This window comes from Brachybacterium sp. p3-SID1565 (genome assembly GCF_025143785.1).
Lineage (GTDB): Bacteria > Actinomycetota > Actinomycetes > Actinomycetales > Dermabacteraceae > Brachybacterium > Brachybacterium epidermidis.
The window spans coordinates 13,776-29,838 of the sequence record NZ_JAMBDS010000014.1; the positions used below are offsets into that span (position 1 = coordinate 13,776).

The window sequence follows — 16,063 nt, forward strand, 5'->3', positions numbered from 1 at the left end:
GTGTCGGAGCGGGGTGAGCACGGGTACGGGGCCGGGGCGGGGCGAGATGGGGCGGGGTGGGCATGGTGCTCGGCGGCTCGGAATCATGCCGGACCGGTCGGTCTCAGCGCTCGACGTAGCTCAAGGAGCGCACGGAGCGCTCCAGGTGCCACGTCACGGTATCGGCGATCAGGCGCCCCGCCTCCTGGACCACGGTGTCCTCTGCCGTCACCACGTTCTCCCAGTCCCCCGCGAGCAGGAAGATCATGTGCTCGACGGCGCTCTGCCTGACCGCTGCGGCGCCGGGCCGTCGGCAGGAGGTGCACACGAGGCCCCCGGCGCGCACGTCAAGCGCGTGGTGGGGGCCAGGGGCACCGCAGGTGGCGCACACCTGCAGTTCCGGCGCCCAGCCGGACAGCGCCAGGGTGCGCAGCAGGAAGGAGTCAAGCACCAGCGGCGCAGGGATGCGTCCGCCTGCCATGGTGCGCATCGCCCCGACCAGCAGCAGGAAGCCTCGCTGGGAGGGATCGACCACCTCGTCGGTGAGGCGGTCGGTGGTCTCCAGCATGGCGCTGGCAGCGGTGAAGCGCCCGTACTCCGCGGTGATCTGCTGAGCGAAGGTGTCGATCGTGACCACCTGCGTGACGGTGTGCAGGTTCCGCCCCGTGTGCAGCTGCACGTCGATCAGGCCGAAGGGCTCCAGGCGCGCTCCGAAGCGGCTGCCGGTGCGCCGCACGCCCTTGGCCACGGCCCGCACCTTTCCGTGGCGGCGGGTGAGCAGCGTGATGATGCGATCGGCCTCGCCCAGGGGGTGGGTGCGCAGCACGATCGCATGGTCGCGGTAGAGCTTCTGCATGGTGGATCGAGCCTACGCCGCGATGCCCGGTGGACGGTGCAGGGTGGGAGGATGGGGCGATGCGCGTGTTCTGCTCGATCCGTCCCTCCGCCGATGCGGCCGAGCACCTCGAGTCCGCTCTGGAGTCCGTGCGCGCCCGCACGGGTCGGTCCCTGCGGTGGGGCGATCCCGACCAGTGGCACCTGACGCTCGCCTTCACCCCGCAGCTGCCCGACGGCGCAGTGGAGGACACCATCGAGCAGGTGGCACGGGTGGCTGCCTCGCATCGGCCGATGCGGCTGAGCCTGGCTGGGGCCGGGCTCTTCTCGGGCCGCGCCCTGTGGGTCGGCGTGGGCGGTGAGGTGGAGCCGCTGGCGGCACTGATGCAGGAGGACCTGCTGGGCGAGCAGGACAGGGAGCGCAGGCGGGCGCATCTGACGGTGGCCCGGGTCTCGGCGCGGGCTCCCCGCCCGCGGCGCCACCGCTACCGCGGGATTCCCGCGGAACCGGACCCGACGGAGCTGATGCTGGCGGAAGTGGTGCGGGCACTGTCCGTCTACCGCGGCCCGGAATGGCTCGCCGAGGAGCTGGAGGTGGTCTCCTCCCGCCTCGGGGCGGGCCGCTCGGGTGGGCCGCTACACGAGGTGCTGGCGACGGTGCCGCTCGGCAATTCGTGAGGCGGAGGCGCGGTTCTCACTCAGCGCTCGACGGGGCTGCTGACCCGCACGAACGGGTGGACCAGGGCGACGCCCTCGGGTGGGGCGGTCCAACCGCCCGCCTCGGCGGGATCGAAGGTGACGTCGGTGAGGACGATCTGCGGGTCCCCCTCGATCCTGGCCTCGAGCACGACGTGCTGTCCGGGACGCACCCCGACGATCCGCAGCTGGGTGAGCGCCTGCCCCTCGCCCCACGGGGTGCCGTCGATGGTGACGTCCTGCAGTCCGCCCCCGGTCAGATCGAGATCCAACCGGGTGGCCTGCCGCGGTGAGTGCACCGCGATGCGCACCCGCCCGCCCTCCAGGGCTGTGACCTCGCCGCGCGGGGCGGGCAGGTTCGAAGTCGCGTCGGCGTCGGTCAGGCCCGCGCTCCACTCGGTGACGCCGGAGACCTCCCAGGTGGTGGTGCCGTCGGCGCCGTCCACATGGGCGGTGACACGCTCCTGGACCGGCTCCGGGGAGGCCTGCGAATGGAGCGAGCCGCCGACTGTCAGGCCCACGGCCAGCACGCCGACCAGCACCGCCGGCAGCAGGCGGCGGGGACGGCGCCGGGGCTGCAGCTGCGCGGCCCCACGGCCGACGAACAGAGGCGCTGCCGCGGCCAGGGCCAGCAGGGCGGTTCCCGCGATGCCGCCCGCGGCGGATGCGATGCCGAACTCCGCCAGCGACGAGATCTGCGTGCCCAGCAGCCAGCCGGTCGGCAGCAGCGCCACGATCCGCGTGGCCAGGGTGAGGGGCGAGGGCAGCAGGGCCGCCAACAGGGCCCCGATCGCAGCGATCGCGGCCGGCAGCACCATGGACCCGCCGAGGGCGGGCGACCACACCGCGAGGGCGGCGAACAGTACTGATGCCAGCAGCGCAGCTCCGATCGCGATCGCGGCCCGGCCGATGATCATGCGCAGCAGCACCCACACCAGCAGGGCCACGGCTCCGGCCGCCGCCAGCTCCGCAGCGATGAACAGCTCCGAGCGGAACGGCTCCCCCACCACACGTGACACCATCGCGGGCTCCGCCTTCACGGCCGTGCCCCACAGCAGCACCGCCGCAGCGATCCCGCCGGCGATGCCCACTGCTGCACCCGCAGAACCGAGCATCGTGCCGAGAACGTTGACCTCGCGGTGTGCACGCCTGGTCACCAGCAGGGTCAGCAGCGCCAGGGGCGCGGCCACCCCGAGCACGGTGACCAGCAGCGGGGGGACGCCCACGATGCCCCAGGGCACGGTGGTCTGGACGGGATGCTCATCGGCGTGCCCGGACAGCTCCGTGAGGTCGCGGTCCCCCAGGTCACGAGTGAGGGCAAGGGTGAGATCTCCGTAGTGCTGCAGTGTCCCGGGATCGAGGTGATCGGCGTCGTCCTGCGGGGTGTGATAGGCCCACGAACCGTCGATGATCGCCATGTCCATCCCCCACCAGCCGGCATCCCGGTACACCGTGAAATCGGTGTCGTTGGGGATCACGGCGAACAGCGCGTCGCTGAAGGACTCGAACTCGGGTCTCGGCATCGAGGGGAGCACCTCGTGCATGGGTCCGGCGGCCCGGGTGACCGTGGGGCGGCCGGAGATGCCGCGGGCCTCATGGTTGAGCACCACCACGGGCTCGGTGAGTGCTGCGGATTCCTCCCTGACGTAGGCATCCGCCCCCAGCAGCCCGTTCTCCTCGCCGTCCACCAGCAGCACCACCAGGTCGTTGCGCAGGGCGTCGGGGCCCAGGGCACGCACGGTCTCCAGGATCACCGCGAGGCCGATGCCGGCGTCGGCCGCTCCCGGCGCGGCGGGCACGGAGTCGATGTGGGTGGCCAGCAACACGGTTCCTGTGGGGTCCCTGCCCGGACGGGTGGCCACGAGGTTGCGGTTGTACCCGGCGGCGGCGTAGCGGGCAGCGGCGCGCGCGCCGATCGCCTCGTGCGTGCGCACCTCGAAGCCGAGCTCGGTGAGCTGGCCGGTGAGGTCCTCGTGCGCGCGATCGTTGGAGGGGGTGCCGATGGGGCGGGGCTCTGCGACCAGCGGGGCGGCGGCCGCGGTGGCGCGAGCGGCGCTGAACACCTCGGCGGGGGCGTCGGCACCCGCGGGCTCGGTCACTCCGCGGGAGAGGGCACCCCACACCATGGTGATCACCAGCACCAGGAGTAGCAGCGCCGAGCTCACAGCCGTCCTCGAACGGGAGCCGTCAGGGGCGTACTGTGCCGGGCCTGGGCGGGGCCTGTGGGAGGCGTCGGTGCCGTGTGCGCTGGTCATGGCTCAGTTCTATCCCCCATCAGGGGCCGCCGCCTCCTCCTTCCAGAGGAGATCGCCCCCTCCCGCCTCGCTCAGTCGCGCAGCCGGTCCAGGCCTTGCAGATCGGTGAGGGACCCTGCCGCCTCCAGCAGCGCCTCGCGGAAGGCGAGCAGGGCGGGATGCTCGCGGGAGCCCGCCCGGGCTGCGGTGTACAGGGATCGGTGCGGATTCCCCGGCAGGCGCAGCGGCCTGGTGCCGCCCAGGTGCTCGGCGGCGATCAGACCGGGGACGAAGGCGGCGGCGTGGCCGGAGCGCACCAGGTGCACCTGCAGCAGCGGATCGGGGGTCTCGAAGCGGATCCACGGCTCGATGCCGGCCGCACGCAGGAAGGTGCGCTCCCAGATGCCGGTGCGCATGCCGTCGGGGTCCAGGGCCCAGGGGACCTCCGCGAGGTCGGCCAGGGAGCCCACCTGCGACCAGGGACCGGTGGCGGGCAGCACCACCAGCAGCGGGTCACGCAGCAGGTCCTCTCGATCGGTGCCGCGTCGCACCACCAGCTCACCGCCGGGGTAGGTCTCGCCCAGGATCACCTCGAAGTGGTGGGCCAGCAGGCCCTCGTACGCCTCCTCGACCTCCCGCTGAGCGATCTCGATGCGCACCGGCGGGTGGCGCTCCTCCAGGATGCTCACCGCAAGCGGGGCCAGCGCAATCATCGGCGTCTGGAACGACGCCACCCGCAGCACCCCGCCCTGGACGCTGCCGGCCGCGACGAGCTCGGCCTGGGCCGTCTCCATCAGGGCCATCATCTCCTGGGCACGACGGGCGAGTCGCTCCCCCGCGTCCGTGAGCACGACGCCCCTGCCGGCCTGCTCCAGCAGTGAGACCTTGGTCTCCCGCTCGAGCTGAGCGAGCTGCTGCGACACCGCGGATGGCGACATGGATCGGGCCCGCGCCACGGCGGACATCGTCCCCAGCCTGTGCAGTTCGTGCAGCAGGAACAGGCGGTGCAGGTTGAGCATGGGCCCCTCCGTCCATCGTCCAGTTCTGCTTCACGGTACAGGTCGGAAACATTCGCTGGACCGGCCGGTGCGCGGGGTGCACAGTGGGAGCGTGACTTCCTCGCTCTCCACCTCCCCCAGCGCACCGCAGACCGGCACCGGACCCACCGGCAGTGCCTCGGGTCCCGTGGGCACCGGCTCCCGCGGTCCGGGCGCCATGCCGGTGCTGATGATCCTGGCCTCCTGCATGTCCCTGCAGTTCGGGGCCGCGCTGGCGGTGCAGCTGTTCCCGGAGATCGGCTCCTGGGGCACCACCTCGCTGCGACTGGGCATCGCCGCGGTGGTGCTGCTGGCCCTCACCCGCCCCAAGCCGCACCGCTTCACAGGCCGTCAGTGGATCGCGGTGGCGGTGTTCGGCGTGGTGATCGGGGCGATGAACGGATCGTTCTACGCCTCCATCGAGAGGATCCCCCTGGGCACCGCGGTGGCGATCGAGTTCCTGGGCCCGCTCACCGTCGCGGCCGTGCTCTCCACCCGCCGCAGCGACCTGCTGTGGGTGGTGCTCGCACTGGCGGGTGTTGGCCTGTTCGGTCTGGAGTCCCTGACCGGGGCAGCTCAGCTGGACGTGCTGGGGGTGCTCCTGGCACTGGTCGCAGCAGTGTTCTGGGGCCTGTACGTGCTCAGCAGTGCCCGCGTGGGCCAATTGGTGCCCGGCCAGGACGGCCTGGCGGTGGCGATGGCCATCGGGGCGCTGACCGTGCTCCCCCTGGGGGCCCCGGGCGCCGTGGCCGGGCTGATGGACCTGCGGCTGCTGGCGCTCGCAGCCGGAACTGCGGTGCTGGCCTCGGTGCTGCCGTACACCCTGGAGCTCTCGGCCCTGCGTCGCCTGCCGCGGCACGTGTTCGGCATCCTGCTCAGCCTGGAGCCCGCGATCGCCCTGCTGGCGGGGGTGCTGCTGCTCAGCCAGGGCATCAGTGTGCTCAAGGTGGCCGCTGCGGCGCTGGTGATGGTGGCGAGCATCGGAGTCACCCTCACCGCGCGGGCGGCGAAGCCGGATCCCGCCACGGTGCTGGGCGGGGACGGCGGTGTCACCGCGGACGAGCCGGATGCTGAGGCCTCCCACGTGGTGGAGCCCGCCCCGTTCACCGACCAGATCCCGGTGATCGCCCACGCCACGGTGACCGGTGAGCTGCAGGCGCTGACCGAGGAGGACCTGGAACCGGACCGCCAGTGACACCCGGGCACGGCCCGGCCTCTCACTCTCCTTCGTATCCCGAGCCCTCGCTGCGGGTACGGTCAGGCCGCGGTGCGAGCGCGGTGCTCCCGGTTCAGGGCCGAGATGATCGCCTCCAGCGAGGCGCGCGTGATCGACCCGTCGATGCCCACCCCCCAGAAGATCCGGTCGCCGATCTCGCACTCGATGTAGGCGGCGGCCAGGGAGTCGTCGCCCTCGGCCAGGGCGTGCTCGGCGTAGTCCAGGATCCGCACGTCGATCTGGCGCTCCGCGAGGGCCTTGACGAAGCCGTCCAGCGGACCGTTACCGATGCCGGTGACCTCGTGCTCCTCCCCGTCCACCAGCAGCTGCACGGTGATGCGGTCGCTGCCCTCGCCCTCGGACTGCTGGTGCACGCCCCGGAAGCCGTAGCGGCCCCACCGCCGGGCCTCGTCGGTGGAGGGCAGGTACTCGTCTGTGAAGCAGTCCCACAGGGCTGCGGGCGAGACCTCCCCGCCCTCGGAGTCGGTGATGTGCTGGACCACACCGGAGAACTCGATCTGCAGGCGGCGCGGCAGGTCCAGGCCGTGCTCGGTGCGCAGGATGTAGGCCATGCCCCCCTTGCCGGACTGGGAGTTCACCCGGATCACGGCCTCGTAGGAACGGCCCACGTCCTTCGGGTCGATCGGCAGGTACGGCACCCGCCACACCAGCTCGTCGCGCTCGACCCCCGCCTTGGCGGCGTCGGCGTCCATGCGCTCCAGACCCTTCTTGATGGCGTCCTGGTGGGAGCCGGAGAACGCGGTGAACACCAGGTCACCGCCGTAGGGGCTGCGCTCGGGCACCGGCATCTGATTGCAGTGCTCCACGGTGCGGCGCACCTCGTCCAGGTCCGAGAAGTCGATCTGCGGGTCGATGCCCTGACTGAACAGGTTCAGGCCCAGCGTCACCAGGTCCACGTTGCCGGTGCGCTCGCCGTTGCCGAACAGGCACCCCTCGATGCGGTCGGCCCCTGCCATGTAGCCCAGCTCCGCGGCGGCCACGCCGGTGCCGCGATCGTTGTGGGGGTGCAGGGACAGCACCACGCAGTCGCGTCGGTCCAGGTGACGGTGCATCCACTCGATGGAATCGGCATAGACGTTCGGTGAGGCCATCTCCACCGTGGCCGGCAGGTTGATGATCACCTTGTCCTCGGGCGTGGGCTGGAACACCTCGATCACCGCGTTGCACACCCGCAGCGCGTACTCCAGCTCGGTGCCGGTGAAGGACTCCGGGGAGTACTCATAGGTGATGGCGGTCTCCGGCACCGTCTCCTCGTACTTCTTGCACAGCAGCGCGCCCTGCACCGCGATGTCCAGCACCGCGTTCTCATCGGCCCGGAACACCACGTCGCGCTGGACCACGGAGGTGGAGTTGTACAGGTGCACCACCGCGCGCTTGGCCCCGGCGATCGCCTCATAGGTGCGCTCGATCAGATGCTCACGGGACTGGGTGAGCACCTGTATGGTGACGTCCTCGGGGATGCGGTCGTCCTCGATCAGGGTGCGCACGAAGTCGAAGTCGGTCTGGGAGGCGGCGGGGAAGCCCACCTCGATCTCCTTGTACCCCATGCCCACCAGTAGGTCGAACATCCGCAGCTTGCGCTCGGGGTTCATGGGGTCGATCAGCGCCTGGTTGCCGTCGCGCAGGTCCACGGCGCACCAGCGGGGCGCCCGGGTGATGCGCTGGGAGGGCCAGGTGCGGTCCGGCAGATCCACCTGGATCTGTTCGTGGAACGGCAGGTACTTGTGGACGGGCATGCCGGAGGGCTGCTGCGGGGCATCGCCGCGGGAGCCGACGACGGGCAGCGAGGGATCGGCGGTCGCGGGAATCTGCTCGGAGGGTGCGGGGGCGGTGCCGGCCGCGGTGGGAATGCTGTTCACGGGTGGTCCTTCAGGCGTTCGATGCGGTTCGCCGGGGTGCATGACTGGTGCCGCGGCGAGGTCCCGGCGGTGTCAGGCCTCGACGCGGCGAAGAAGCAGGAGCGTCCCGTGCATCCCGTCACCGTAGCACTGGTGTGAGCCAGGTCGCCGGTGCGGTCCGGGAGGCGGACGCCCGGGGTCAGAACCCGAGGCGGCCCAGCTGCTTGGGGTCGCGCTGCCAGTCCTTGGCGACCTTGACCCGCAGGTCCAGGTGCACCTTGCGGCCCACCAGCTCGTTGATCCCGGCGCGGGCCCGGGAGCCCACCTCCTTCAAGCGGGACCCACCGCGGCCGATGATGATGCCCTTCTGGCTGTCGCGCTCCACGAACAGGCTGGCGCGCACGGTCAGTCGCCCCGTGCCGGGCTCCACCTGGGCGAAGGGGTCCCCACCCGGGTCCACCTCCACCACCTCCTCGACCACCACGGCGATCGAGTGCGGGAGCTCGTCCCGCACTCCTTCCAGTGCGGCCTCGCGGATCAGTTCGGCGATGCGGTCGTCCCGCGATTCCTCGGTGAGCTGGTCATCGGGGTACAGCGGAGGCCCTTCGGGCAGATGCTGTGCGATGACGTCCAGCAGCACGTCGATCTGCCTGCCCTGCACGGCGCTGATCGGCACGATGTCGTCGGTCTCCAGCATCTCGGAGACGGCCACCAGGTGCTCGGCCACCGCGTCACGGCTGACCAGGTCGGTCTTGGTGACCACAGCGATCACGCGGGGCCCGCGGCGACCCCGTCGCAGGTCGGCGAGATCCTCGGCGATGAAGCGGTCGCCGGGGCCGAGCTTCTGGTCGGCGGGCAGGCAGAAGCACACCACGTCCACCTCGGCGAGGGTCTCGCGCACCAGGTCGTTGAGGCGCTCGCCCAGCAGGGTGCGGGGCCGGTGAACCCCCGGGGTGTCCACCAGCACGATCTGGGCATCGGGGCGGGTGACGATCCCGCGGATCGCCCGCCGCGTGGTCTGGGGCTTGGACGAGGTGATGGCCACCTTGTCGCCCACCAGGGCATTGGTCAGGGTGGACTTGCCGACGTTGGGACGACCCACCAGGGCCACGAAGCCGGAGCGGTGCTGCGCTCGGTCCTGTGGTGCGGTCTGCTCACTGCTCACGGGTGTCCTCCTGCGGGGTGGGGCGGTCAGGGCCGATCGGATCGGCTGCCATGGAGCCGCCGGTGGGATGGTCGTCGTCCTCGCCGGGCCCGGCGGCGCGGGAGACCAGCAGGGTCGAGAGCCGCTTGCGCCGGCCGGTGGTCCTCTCGCCCTCGAGCTGCAGGCCATGGATGCTGCCGCGGGAGCCGACGATGGGGACGCGGCCGATGGCCTTGCCCAGCAGACCGCCGATGCTGTCGACGTCCTCGTCCTCGATGTCCAGGCCGAACAGCTCCCCCACTTCGGTGACGCTCTCCCGGGCCGGCACCCGGTACACCCCGTCGCCCAGGTCCTCGATCTGGGGCTCGCTGCGGTCGTGCTCGTCCTCGATGTCGCCCACGATCTCCTCGACCACGTCCTCGATGGTGACGATGCCGGAGACCCCGCCGTACTCGTCCACCACGATCGCGATGTGCACGTGGCTGGTCTGCATCTGCTGCAGTACCACATCGGCCGAGACGAACTCGGGGACGAAGTGGGCGCGGCGCGCGATGTCCTCGACAGCGCGGTCCGGGCGCGGATCCCACGGGGAGTGGATCGCCCGCATGACGTCCTTGACGTAGAGCATGCCCAGCACGTCGTCGACGCTCTCGCCCACCACCGGGATGCGGGAGAAGCCCGAGCGCACGAACAGCCGCACGGCCTGCTCGGCGGTGGCGCCGGCGGCGATGGCGAGCATGTCGGTGCGAGGCACCATGAGCTCGCGCACGATGGTGTCGCGCAGGTCGAACACGCCCTGGATCATGTCGTGCTCGACGATCTCCAGGTGCTGCTTCTCCAGGGCGCGGTCCACGCTGGAGCGCAGCTCGGGATCGACGCCGTAGGGGCCGTCCTCCCGGTCGGCACCCGGGGTGACCACGCTGCTGACGGCGATCAGTGCGCTCGCAGGCGGCCACAGCAGCGTGCGCACCGCAGCGATCAGACCGGAGGTGGAGATCAGCACGGACTCCGGCCGGCGCCTGCCGATGGTGCGGGGGGAGGCCGACAGTCCGATGAACAGTCCGACGGACGAGATGGCCAGGGCCACCAGCACCGGCACCACCCAGCCGTCCAGCCACAGGAACACCAGCGCGGTGACCGCCACCGCCATCACTGCCTCGGCGAGGATGCGGCCCAGGCCCACGGCGGCCTGGGTGCGGCGGGAGTCCTCGTGCTGGCGCAGCACCCGGCGCCGCAGCCCCTCGGGGCGCTCCTCCAGGGCACGCTCGAGAGCGGAACGGGTCGTGGCGGCGAGGGCCGAATCCGCTGCGGTGAGCACAGCGCCGATCACCAGGCCCACCATGGCCACAGGGATCAGGATCCCGGCGGCGAGCATCATGCGTCGCGGCGGGAGGCCAGGAAGGTCAGCAGCAGCTTGCGCTGCAGGTCGAACATCACCCGCCGCTCCTCCTCCTCGGCGTGGTCGTAGCCGAGCAGGTGGAGGATGGAGTGGCAGGTCAGCAGCAGCATCTCCTCGACGGCGCTGTGACCGGACTCGGCTGCCTGGCGGGAGGCGACGGCAGGGCAGATCACCACGTCGCCCAGCAGCCCCTCGGGGGCGGGACGGTCGGCGGTGCCGGGGGTCAACTCGTCCATCGGGAAGCTGAGCACGTCGGTGGGACCGGGCTCGTCCATCCACTGCACGTGCAGGCGCTCCATGGCCTCCTCGTCCACGAACAGGATGGACAGCTCGGTGGCGGGGTGCAGATGGAGGGCCTCGAACACGAAGCGGGCCAGGTGCACGAACTCCTTCTCGTCCACCTGGGCGGTGGTCTCGTTGCGCACTTCGATGGTCATCTCATGCTCCTCTGCCGGTGCCACGACCCGAGCTGCTGCCGCGGCCGCGGGTGTCCCGGCTGCCGCCGGGACCCACCTCCCAGCGGCCGTAGGCCTCGACGATGTCGCTGACCAGGCGGTGGCGCACCACGTCCCGCGGGGACAGGCGGCAGAAGGAGATGTCCTCCACCCCGCTGAGAACCTGCTCCACCACCCGCAGGCCGCTCTTGGTGCCGCCGGGCAGGTCCACCTGGGTGACGTCGCCGGTGACCACCATGGTGGAGTTGAAGCCGAGGCGGGTCAGGAACATCTTCATCTGCTCGGGCGTGGTGTTCTGCGCCTCGTCCAGGATGATGAACGCGTCGTTGAGGGTGCGGCCGCGCATGTACGCCAGCGGCGCCACCTCGATGGTGCCGGCACCCATCAGACGCGGGATGGACTCCGGGTCCAGCATGTCGTGCAGGGCGTCGTACAGGGGGCGCAGGTACGGGTCGATCTTCTCGTTGAGGCTGCCGGGCAGGAAGCCCAGCCGCTCCCCCGCCTCCACGGCGGGGCGGGTGAGGATGATCCGGTTGATCTGCTTGGAGAGCAGCTGCTGCACCGCCATCGCCACCGCGAGGTAGGTCTTGCCGGTACCGGCCGGGCCGATGCCGAAGGTGATGGTCGAGGACTCGATGGCCTCGATGTAGGACTTCTGCCCCATGGTCTTGGGGCGGATGGTGCGCCCGCGGGAGGACAGGATGGTGCGGGAGAGCACCTGCTCGAGCCTCTCCCCCTGGGCCCGGTCGTCGCCGTACAGGCTCACCGCCCGCTGCACGGCCTCGGCGGTGACGGCCTGGCCGGTGGCGGCGAGCTCGATCAGGGAGCGCACGATGTGCTCGCTGCGGCGCAGCGCCTCCTCGGTGCCGCGCAGCGTGATCTGATGCCCGCGCACGTGCACGTCGGTGTCGGGGACCTGCTCCTCGAGCGCCGCGAGAGCCTGGTCGTTCTCCCCCAGCACCTGGAAGGGGCTGAGATGATCGGGGATGGCCAGGCGACGCTCGATCACCTCTGGGCTGCGCCCGGGGGCGGGAGTGAAGGGATCGGTCACAGTTCTCCTTCTGCGAGCTCTCCGCTCGCCAGGACATGCGCGTGCACGTGGAAGACGGTCTGTCCGGCGTTCGCACCGGTGTTGAAAACGAGGCGGAAGTCGCCGTCGGCGAGCTTCTGAGCCAGGGACCCGGCCACTGCCACCACGTGCGCCAGCTGCTCCGGCTGGTGGGCGAGCTCACGTACGTCGGCGCGGTGCTCGCGGGGCACCACCAGCACGTGCACGGGGGCCTGGGGGCTCAGGTCCTTGAAGGCGACCACCTGGTCGTCCTCGTGGACGCGCTCGGAGGGGATCTCACCGGCGACGATCTTGCAGAACACGCAGTCCTCGTCGCGGCGTTCGGCGGCGTCGTTGTTCATGGGGGGAAGTCTACGGGAGCGTGTGCGGCCCGGCTCAGAGCGATGCACGCCACAGCAGGATCGAGAACATCGGCCATGCGGGAGGGGTTGCACTACCCATGACGAGAATCGGACTGCTCATCGCCAGTGTTCGCCCCAACCGTGTCGGGGAGCACATCGCCCAGTGGGTGCGCGACGGCCTCGATGCCCGCGAGCACGAGGTCGAGATCGATCTGATCGACCTGCGGGAGACCGTCCTTCCCGCCTTCGACGGGCTCACCAGCCCCAAGGCCGATCCCACCAAGACCACCGATCACGCGCGCGCCTGGGGTGAGCGGATCGAGGCGCTGGACGCCCTGATCATCGTGACCCCGGAGTACAACGGCTCCTACCCCGGTGCTCTGAAGAACGCGATCGACTACCTGCACCAGGAGTGGAGCGGCCTGCCGGTGCTGCTGGTCGGCTACGGCTGGGGAGCCGGGGCCGGAGTCCTCGAGCTGCTGGAGAGCCTGATGACCCACGTGGGGGCCGACGTCATGGGCTCCGTGGGCCTCGCCTTCCCGGCGGATCTCTCCCTCGAGGGCGAGATCCACGTGGGCGAGGAGAAGCTCACCGCCCTGCGTGAGGGATTGGAGACGCTCGAGGCCAAGGTGCTCACCTCCGTCGCCTGACGGGGGATTCAACCCCAGCGCCCGATCAGAGCACTGAGCACGGCGATCGCAGCGGGGCCGGCGGTCGAGGAGCGCAGCACCTCGGGCCCCAGCAGCACGCTGCGCGCCCCCGCCTCACGCAGCTGGACGAGCTCGCCGTCGGCGATCCCGCCCTCAGGGCCGACCAGGACGATGATCTGCGCCGCTGCGCCCACGGAAGCCGACGCCGCATCCGCGGCCGATCTGCGGCCCATCCTCCGCAGCTCGTCGGCCAGACTCATCAGGCCCACGGATTCCTGCTCGTGCAGCACCAGCACCAGGGACCCTGCCTCGGTGCATCGGCGCACCTCGTCGACCAGCTGCATGGTGCTCACCGGCTCGTCCACCCTCGGGATACCGGGGCGGCGGCACTGCTTGACCGCTGCTCGGACGGTGTTCTCCCATTTGGCGCGGCCCTTGCGCTGCTTCTCGCCGCGCCACACGGCGACGGACCGCTCGGCCTGCCAGGGCACCACGCGATCCACCCCGAGCTCGGTGGCCGATTCGACGGCCTGCTCGTCGCGTCCTCCGGTGGCCAGGGCCTGCACCAGCGTCAGCCGCGGCGTGCGCCGGGCGGGGGCCGACGGCCCCGCCAGCAGGTGCAGGTCCAGGGCCTCCTTGCGGGCGGCCGTGACCTCGGCGAGCACCTGGCGGCCGGCGGCATCGGTGAGCAGGATCTGCTCCCCTACGCCGAGGCGCGCCACCTTCGCCGCGTGGCGGCCCTCCTCGCCGTCCAGGGTGAGGGCAGCGCCCCTGCCGGCATGCTCCAGCGCGTCGTCGAGGATCAGGAAGGCGGGCGGCGTGGTGGGCATGATCAGAGGTCGCGCAGGCGCTCGCGGAGCTTGGCGAAGGGGCCCTGGCCCTTGCGGCGGGTGGCCTCGTCGCCGCGGATGCGGGCGAACTGCTCGAGCAGGTCACGCTCCTCGTCCGAGAGCGAGGTGGGGATGTCCACGTCCAGCACCACCCGGATGTCGCCGCGGCGCTCGCGCCGCAAGGGGGTGACGCCCAGGCCCTTCAGGGTGATCTCCTCGCCGGGCTGGGCGCCGGGCCGGATGTCCAGCTGCTGCACCCCGTCGAAGGTCTCCAGCGGCACGGTGGCACCGAGCGCGGCGGAGGTCATCGGCACCTCGACGGTGGTGACCAGGTCCTCGCCGTCGCGGTCGAACATGTCGTGATCGGCGACGGTGAGCTCGACGAAGAGGTCTCCAGCCGGCCCGCCGGCCTCACCCACCTCTCCCTCGCCGCGCAGCTGGATCCGGGTGCCGTTCTCCACCCCGGAGGGCACGCGCACGGTGACGGTGCGCTCGGTGGTGACGCGGCCGTGCCCGGAGCACGCGGTGCACGGGGACTCGATGACGTCGCCGTGGCCCTCGCAGGTGGGGCAGGGGGCCATGGTGACCATCTGGCCCAGCAGCGACTGAGCCACGCGCTGCACGTGGCCGGAGCCTCCACAGGCGGTGCAGCGGGTGGGGCTGGTGCCGGGCTCGCAGCACGAGCCGTTGCAGCGCTCGCAGCGACCCGCGGTGCGGAAGCGGATCTCCTTCTCGGTGCCGAACACGACGTCACGCAGCTCGATGCCCACGCGGCGCAGCACGTCGCTGCCGCGGCGCTGGCGCGGGATCGGGCCCTGCCCACGGCCGCCTCGCATCCCGGCGGCACCGGCGAACATGTCGAAGATGTCGTTGAAGTCGAAGCTGGCGCCGCCCCCGGGGAACCCGCCGGGGAAGCCGCCCATGCCGGGGCCTCCGCCCATGTCGTACTGTCGGCGCTTGTCGGCGTGGGAGAGGGTCTCGTACGCCTGGGAGACCTTCTTGAACCGCTCGGCGGCGTCCGGATCGGGGTTGACGTCCGGGTGCAGGGTGCGAGCCAGCTTGCGGTACGCCTTCTTGATCTCCTCGGTGGAGGCGTCACGGGAGACACCGAGCAGGTCGTAGTAATCGTCGTTCACTGTGCGAAGTCCTCAGGAAGGGAGACGGTGGTAGCGGGGGCGCTCGTCCCGGGCTGCGGGACGCGGCGCCGTGTCATTCCAGGTAGCGGGAGACGTAGCGGGCGATGGCCTGCACGGTCGAGATCCCGGTGACGTAGTCCATGCGGGTGGGGCCGAGGATCGCCATGTGCGAGCCCGCACCGTACCCGGCGCCGACCACGGCGGCCTGGGTGAGGGCCTCGGTCTGCAGCTCCGAGCCGATGCGCACCTCGACCGAGCCGGGCTTGGCGTGCATCTCGGTGAACAGGCGCAGCAGCACCAGCTGCTCCTCGAGCACGTCCAGCAGCGGCTCCACATCGCGGGCGAAGTCCTCGGCGGAGCGGGCGATGTTGGCGGTGCCGGCCATCATGATCCTGTCCTCCGCGCGGGAAGCGGCCAGGATGCGCAGCGCCGTGACGACCTCCTCGACACTGGGCCGGTCCGCTGCCGGCTGGGCATCGATCAGCTCCAGCAGCGCCCGTTCGACGTCGGTGACCTCATGGTCGGCGACGGCCCGGTTCAGCTGGTCCCGCAGCCCCTGGTAGAAGGCGTCCTCCCGAGCGGCCAGCAGCGGCACGGTGCGCTGATCCACCCGGCCGGACTCGGTGATCAGCACCACCAGCAGCAGGGAGTCGGCCACCTTCACCAGCTCGACGTGGCGGATCCGCGCCTGCTTGCGGGCCGGGTACTGCACCATCGCCACCTGATGGGTGGTCTGGGCCAGCAGCCGTACGGTGCGCAGCAGCAGCTCCTCGACGTCACCGGCATCCTCCAGGAACGCCTGGATGGCGCGGCGTTCGGGGGCCGACAGCGGCTTCACGGTGGCCACGTGGTCCACGAAGGTGCGGTAGCCCTTGTCCGTGGGGACGCGACCGGCGGAGGTGTGGGGCTGGGTGATCAGCCCCTCCTCCTCGAGCACCGACATGTCGTTGCGCACCGTGGCGGCGGAGACCCCGAGATCGTGCCGGTCCAGCAGGGACTTGGAGCCGACGGGTTCGCGGGTGGAGACGTAGTCCTCGACGATCGCGCCGAGGATCTGCAGCTTCCTGCTGTCCGTTGGTCTCACCTCCTGCAGGGACCTGCTGGTGCCGGGCAGGGCGCTCACGCCCGGCCACCAGGATTAGCACTGGGGGATGTCGAGTGCCAATCCTACGCGCTCACGACCT

15 protein-coding genes are annotated in these 16,063 nt (G+C 71.2%); 3 read left to right on the forward strand and 12 right to left on the reverse strand.

Annotated elements, in window-relative coordinates; translation table 11 throughout:
* Nucleotides 1–103: 103 nt before the first annotated feature.
* Nucleotides 104–835 carry a DNA repair protein RecO gene (gene recO / locus M4D54_RS05225; protein WP_193865913.1) on the reverse strand — a complete coding sequence of 244 codons (732 nt, stop codon included), beginning with the start codon at nt 833–835 and terminating at the stop codon, nt 104–106.
* A gap of 59 nt (nt 836–894) precedes the next feature.
* On the opposite strand from recO, the gene M4D54_RS05230 reads away from it, so the two are divergent.
* Nucleotides 895–1,491, forward strand: coding sequence for a 2'-5' RNA ligase family protein (locus tag M4D54_RS05230; protein ID WP_193865914.1), 597 nt, complete (start codon nt 895–897; stop codon nt 1,489–1,491).
* A gap of 20 nt (nt 1,492–1,511) precedes the next feature.
* Here the strand turns inward: M4D54_RS05230 and M4D54_RS05235 are convergent, their stop codons facing one another.
* Nucleotides 1,512–3,764 carry a M28 family peptidase gene (locus M4D54_RS05235; RefSeq protein ID WP_259890621.1) on the reverse strand — a complete coding sequence of 751 codons (2,253 nt, stop codon included), beginning with the start codon at nt 3,762–3,764 and terminating at the stop codon, nt 1,512–1,514.
* Between the two features lie 71 nt (nt 3,765–3,835).
* Nucleotides 3,836–4,762: a LysR family transcriptional regulator gene (locus M4D54_RS05240; RefSeq protein ID WP_193865916.1), complete on the reverse strand. Its 927-nt coding sequence runs from the start codon at nt 4,760–4,762 to the stop codon at nt 3,836–3,838.
* Between the two features lie 196 nt (nt 4,763–4,958).
* On the opposite strand from M4D54_RS05240, the gene M4D54_RS05245 reads away from it, so the two are divergent.
* Nucleotides 4,959–5,975, forward strand: coding sequence for a DMT family transporter (locus M4D54_RS05245; RefSeq protein ID WP_193865968.1), 1,017 nt, complete (start codon nt 4,959–4,961; stop codon nt 5,973–5,975).
* A gap of 62 nt (nt 5,976–6,037) precedes the next feature.
* On the opposite strand, the gene leuA is transcribed toward M4D54_RS05245, so the two are convergent.
* From leuA to M4D54_RS05275, 6 genes are all read right to left on the reverse strand, one after another.
* Complete coding sequence (gene leuA, locus M4D54_RS05250) at nt 6,038–7,753, reverse strand: 2-isopropylmalate synthase (RefSeq protein ID WP_228019385.1); 1,716 nt, start codon at nt 7,751–7,753, stop codon at nt 6,038–6,040.
* A gap of 301 nt (nt 7,754–8,054) precedes the next feature.
* The gene (era, locus tag M4D54_RS05255; protein WP_259789102.1) at nt 8,055–9,020 is read right to left on the reverse strand and encodes a GTPase Era; all 966 of its coding nucleotides are present in this window, start codon (nt 9,018–9,020) and stop codon (nt 8,055–8,057) included.
* Nucleotides 9,010–10,377, reverse strand: coding sequence for a hemolysin family protein (locus tag M4D54_RS05260; RefSeq protein WP_193865918.1), 1,368 nt, complete (start codon nt 10,375–10,377; stop codon nt 9,010–9,012). Before M4D54_RS05260 ends, era begins: the two co-directional genes overlap by 11 nt.
* A complete protein-coding gene (ybeY, locus tag M4D54_RS05265; RefSeq protein ID WP_193865919.1) occupies nt 10,374–10,835 on the reverse strand; it encodes an rRNA maturation RNase YbeY in 462 nt (153 codons plus the stop codon). Before ybeY ends, M4D54_RS05260 begins: the two co-directional genes overlap by 4 nt.
* Before the next feature lies 1 nt (nt 10,836).
* The gene (locus tag M4D54_RS05270) at nt 10,837–11,904 is read right to left on the reverse strand and encodes a PhoH family protein (protein ID WP_259890625.1); all 1,068 of its coding nucleotides are present in this window, start codon (nt 11,902–11,904) and stop codon (nt 10,837–10,839) included.
* Nucleotides 11,901–12,263 (reverse strand): histidine triad nucleotide-binding protein, encoded by a 363-nt coding sequence (locus tag M4D54_RS05275; protein WP_193865921.1) that lies wholly within the window; start codon nt 12,261–12,263, stop codon nt 11,901–11,903. The genes M4D54_RS05270 and M4D54_RS05275 overlap by 4 nt, the downstream gene beginning before the upstream one ends.
* A 98-nt stretch (nt 12,264–12,361) precedes the next feature.
* On the opposite strand from M4D54_RS05275, the gene M4D54_RS05280 reads away from it, so the two are divergent.
* Nucleotides 12,362–12,913, forward strand: a complete 552-nt coding sequence (locus tag M4D54_RS05280) for an NADPH-dependent FMN reductase (RefSeq protein WP_193865922.1) — start codon at nt 12,362–12,364, stop codon at nt 12,911–12,913.
* A gap of 8 nt (nt 12,914–12,921) precedes the next feature.
* On the opposite strand, the gene M4D54_RS05285 is transcribed toward M4D54_RS05280, so the two are convergent.
* From M4D54_RS05285 to hrcA, 3 genes are all read right to left on the reverse strand, one after another.
* The gene (locus M4D54_RS05285) at nt 12,922–13,743 is read right to left on the reverse strand and encodes a 16S rRNA (uracil(1498)-N(3))-methyltransferase (RefSeq protein ID WP_193865923.1); all 822 of its coding nucleotides are present in this window, start codon (nt 13,741–13,743) and stop codon (nt 12,922–12,924) included.
* A 2-nt stretch (nt 13,744–13,745) separates the two neighbouring features.
* On the reverse strand, nt 13,746–14,879 hold the full coding sequence (gene dnaJ / locus M4D54_RS05290; protein ID WP_193865924.1) for a molecular chaperone DnaJ: 1,134 nt from the start codon (nt 14,877–14,879) through the stop codon (nt 13,746–13,748).
* A 73-nt stretch (nt 14,880–14,952) separates the two neighbouring features.
* Nucleotides 14,953–15,963 (reverse strand): heat-inducible transcriptional repressor HrcA, encoded by a 1,011-nt coding sequence (gene hrcA / locus M4D54_RS05295; protein WP_193865970.1) that lies wholly within the window; start codon nt 15,961–15,963, stop codon nt 14,953–14,955.
* Nucleotides 15,964–16,063: the final 100 nt, after the last annotated feature.

Excerpts from the sequence above, each read along its gene's own strand:
- recO (WP_193865913.1), bottom strand. The coding sequence starts at position 835 with ATGCAGAAGCTCTACCGCGACCATGCGATCGTGCTGCGCACCCACCCC.
- M4D54_RS05230 (WP_193865914.1), top strand. The coding sequence starts at position 895 with ATGCGCGTGTTCTGCTCGATCCGTCCCTCCGCCGATGCGGCCGAGCAC.
- M4D54_RS05235 (WP_259890621.1), bottom strand. The coding sequence starts at position 3,764 with ATGACCAGCGCACACGGCACCGACGCCTCCCACAGGCCCCGCCCAGGC.
- M4D54_RS05240 (WP_193865916.1), bottom strand. The coding sequence starts at position 4,762 with ATGCTCAACCTGCACCGCCTGTTCCTGCTGCACGAACTGCACAGGCTG.
- M4D54_RS05245 (WP_193865968.1), top strand. The coding sequence starts at position 4,959 with ATGCCGGTGCTGATGATCCTGGCCTCCTGCATGTCCCTGCAGTTCGGG.
- leuA (WP_228019385.1), bottom strand. The coding sequence starts at position 7,753 with ATGCCCGTCCACAAGTACCTGCCGTTCCACGAACAGATCCAGGTGGAT.
- M4D54_RS05260 (WP_193865918.1), bottom strand. The coding sequence starts at position 10,377 with ATGATGCTCGCCGCCGGGATCCTGATCCCTGTGGCCATGGTGGGCCTG.
- ybeY (WP_193865919.1), bottom strand. The coding sequence starts at position 10,835 with ATGACCATCGAAGTGCGCAACGAGACCACCGCCCAGGTGGACGAGAAG.
- M4D54_RS05275 (WP_193865921.1), bottom strand. The coding sequence starts at position 12,263 with ATGAACAACGACGCCGCCGAACGCCGCGACGAGGACTGCGTGTTCTGC.
- M4D54_RS05280 (WP_193865922.1), top strand. The coding sequence starts at position 12,362 with ATGACGAGAATCGGACTGCTCATCGCCAGTGTTCGCCCCAACCGTGTC.
- M4D54_RS05285 (WP_193865923.1), bottom strand. The coding sequence starts at position 13,743 with ATGCCCACCACGCCGCCCGCCTTCCTGATCCTCGACGACGCGCTGGAG.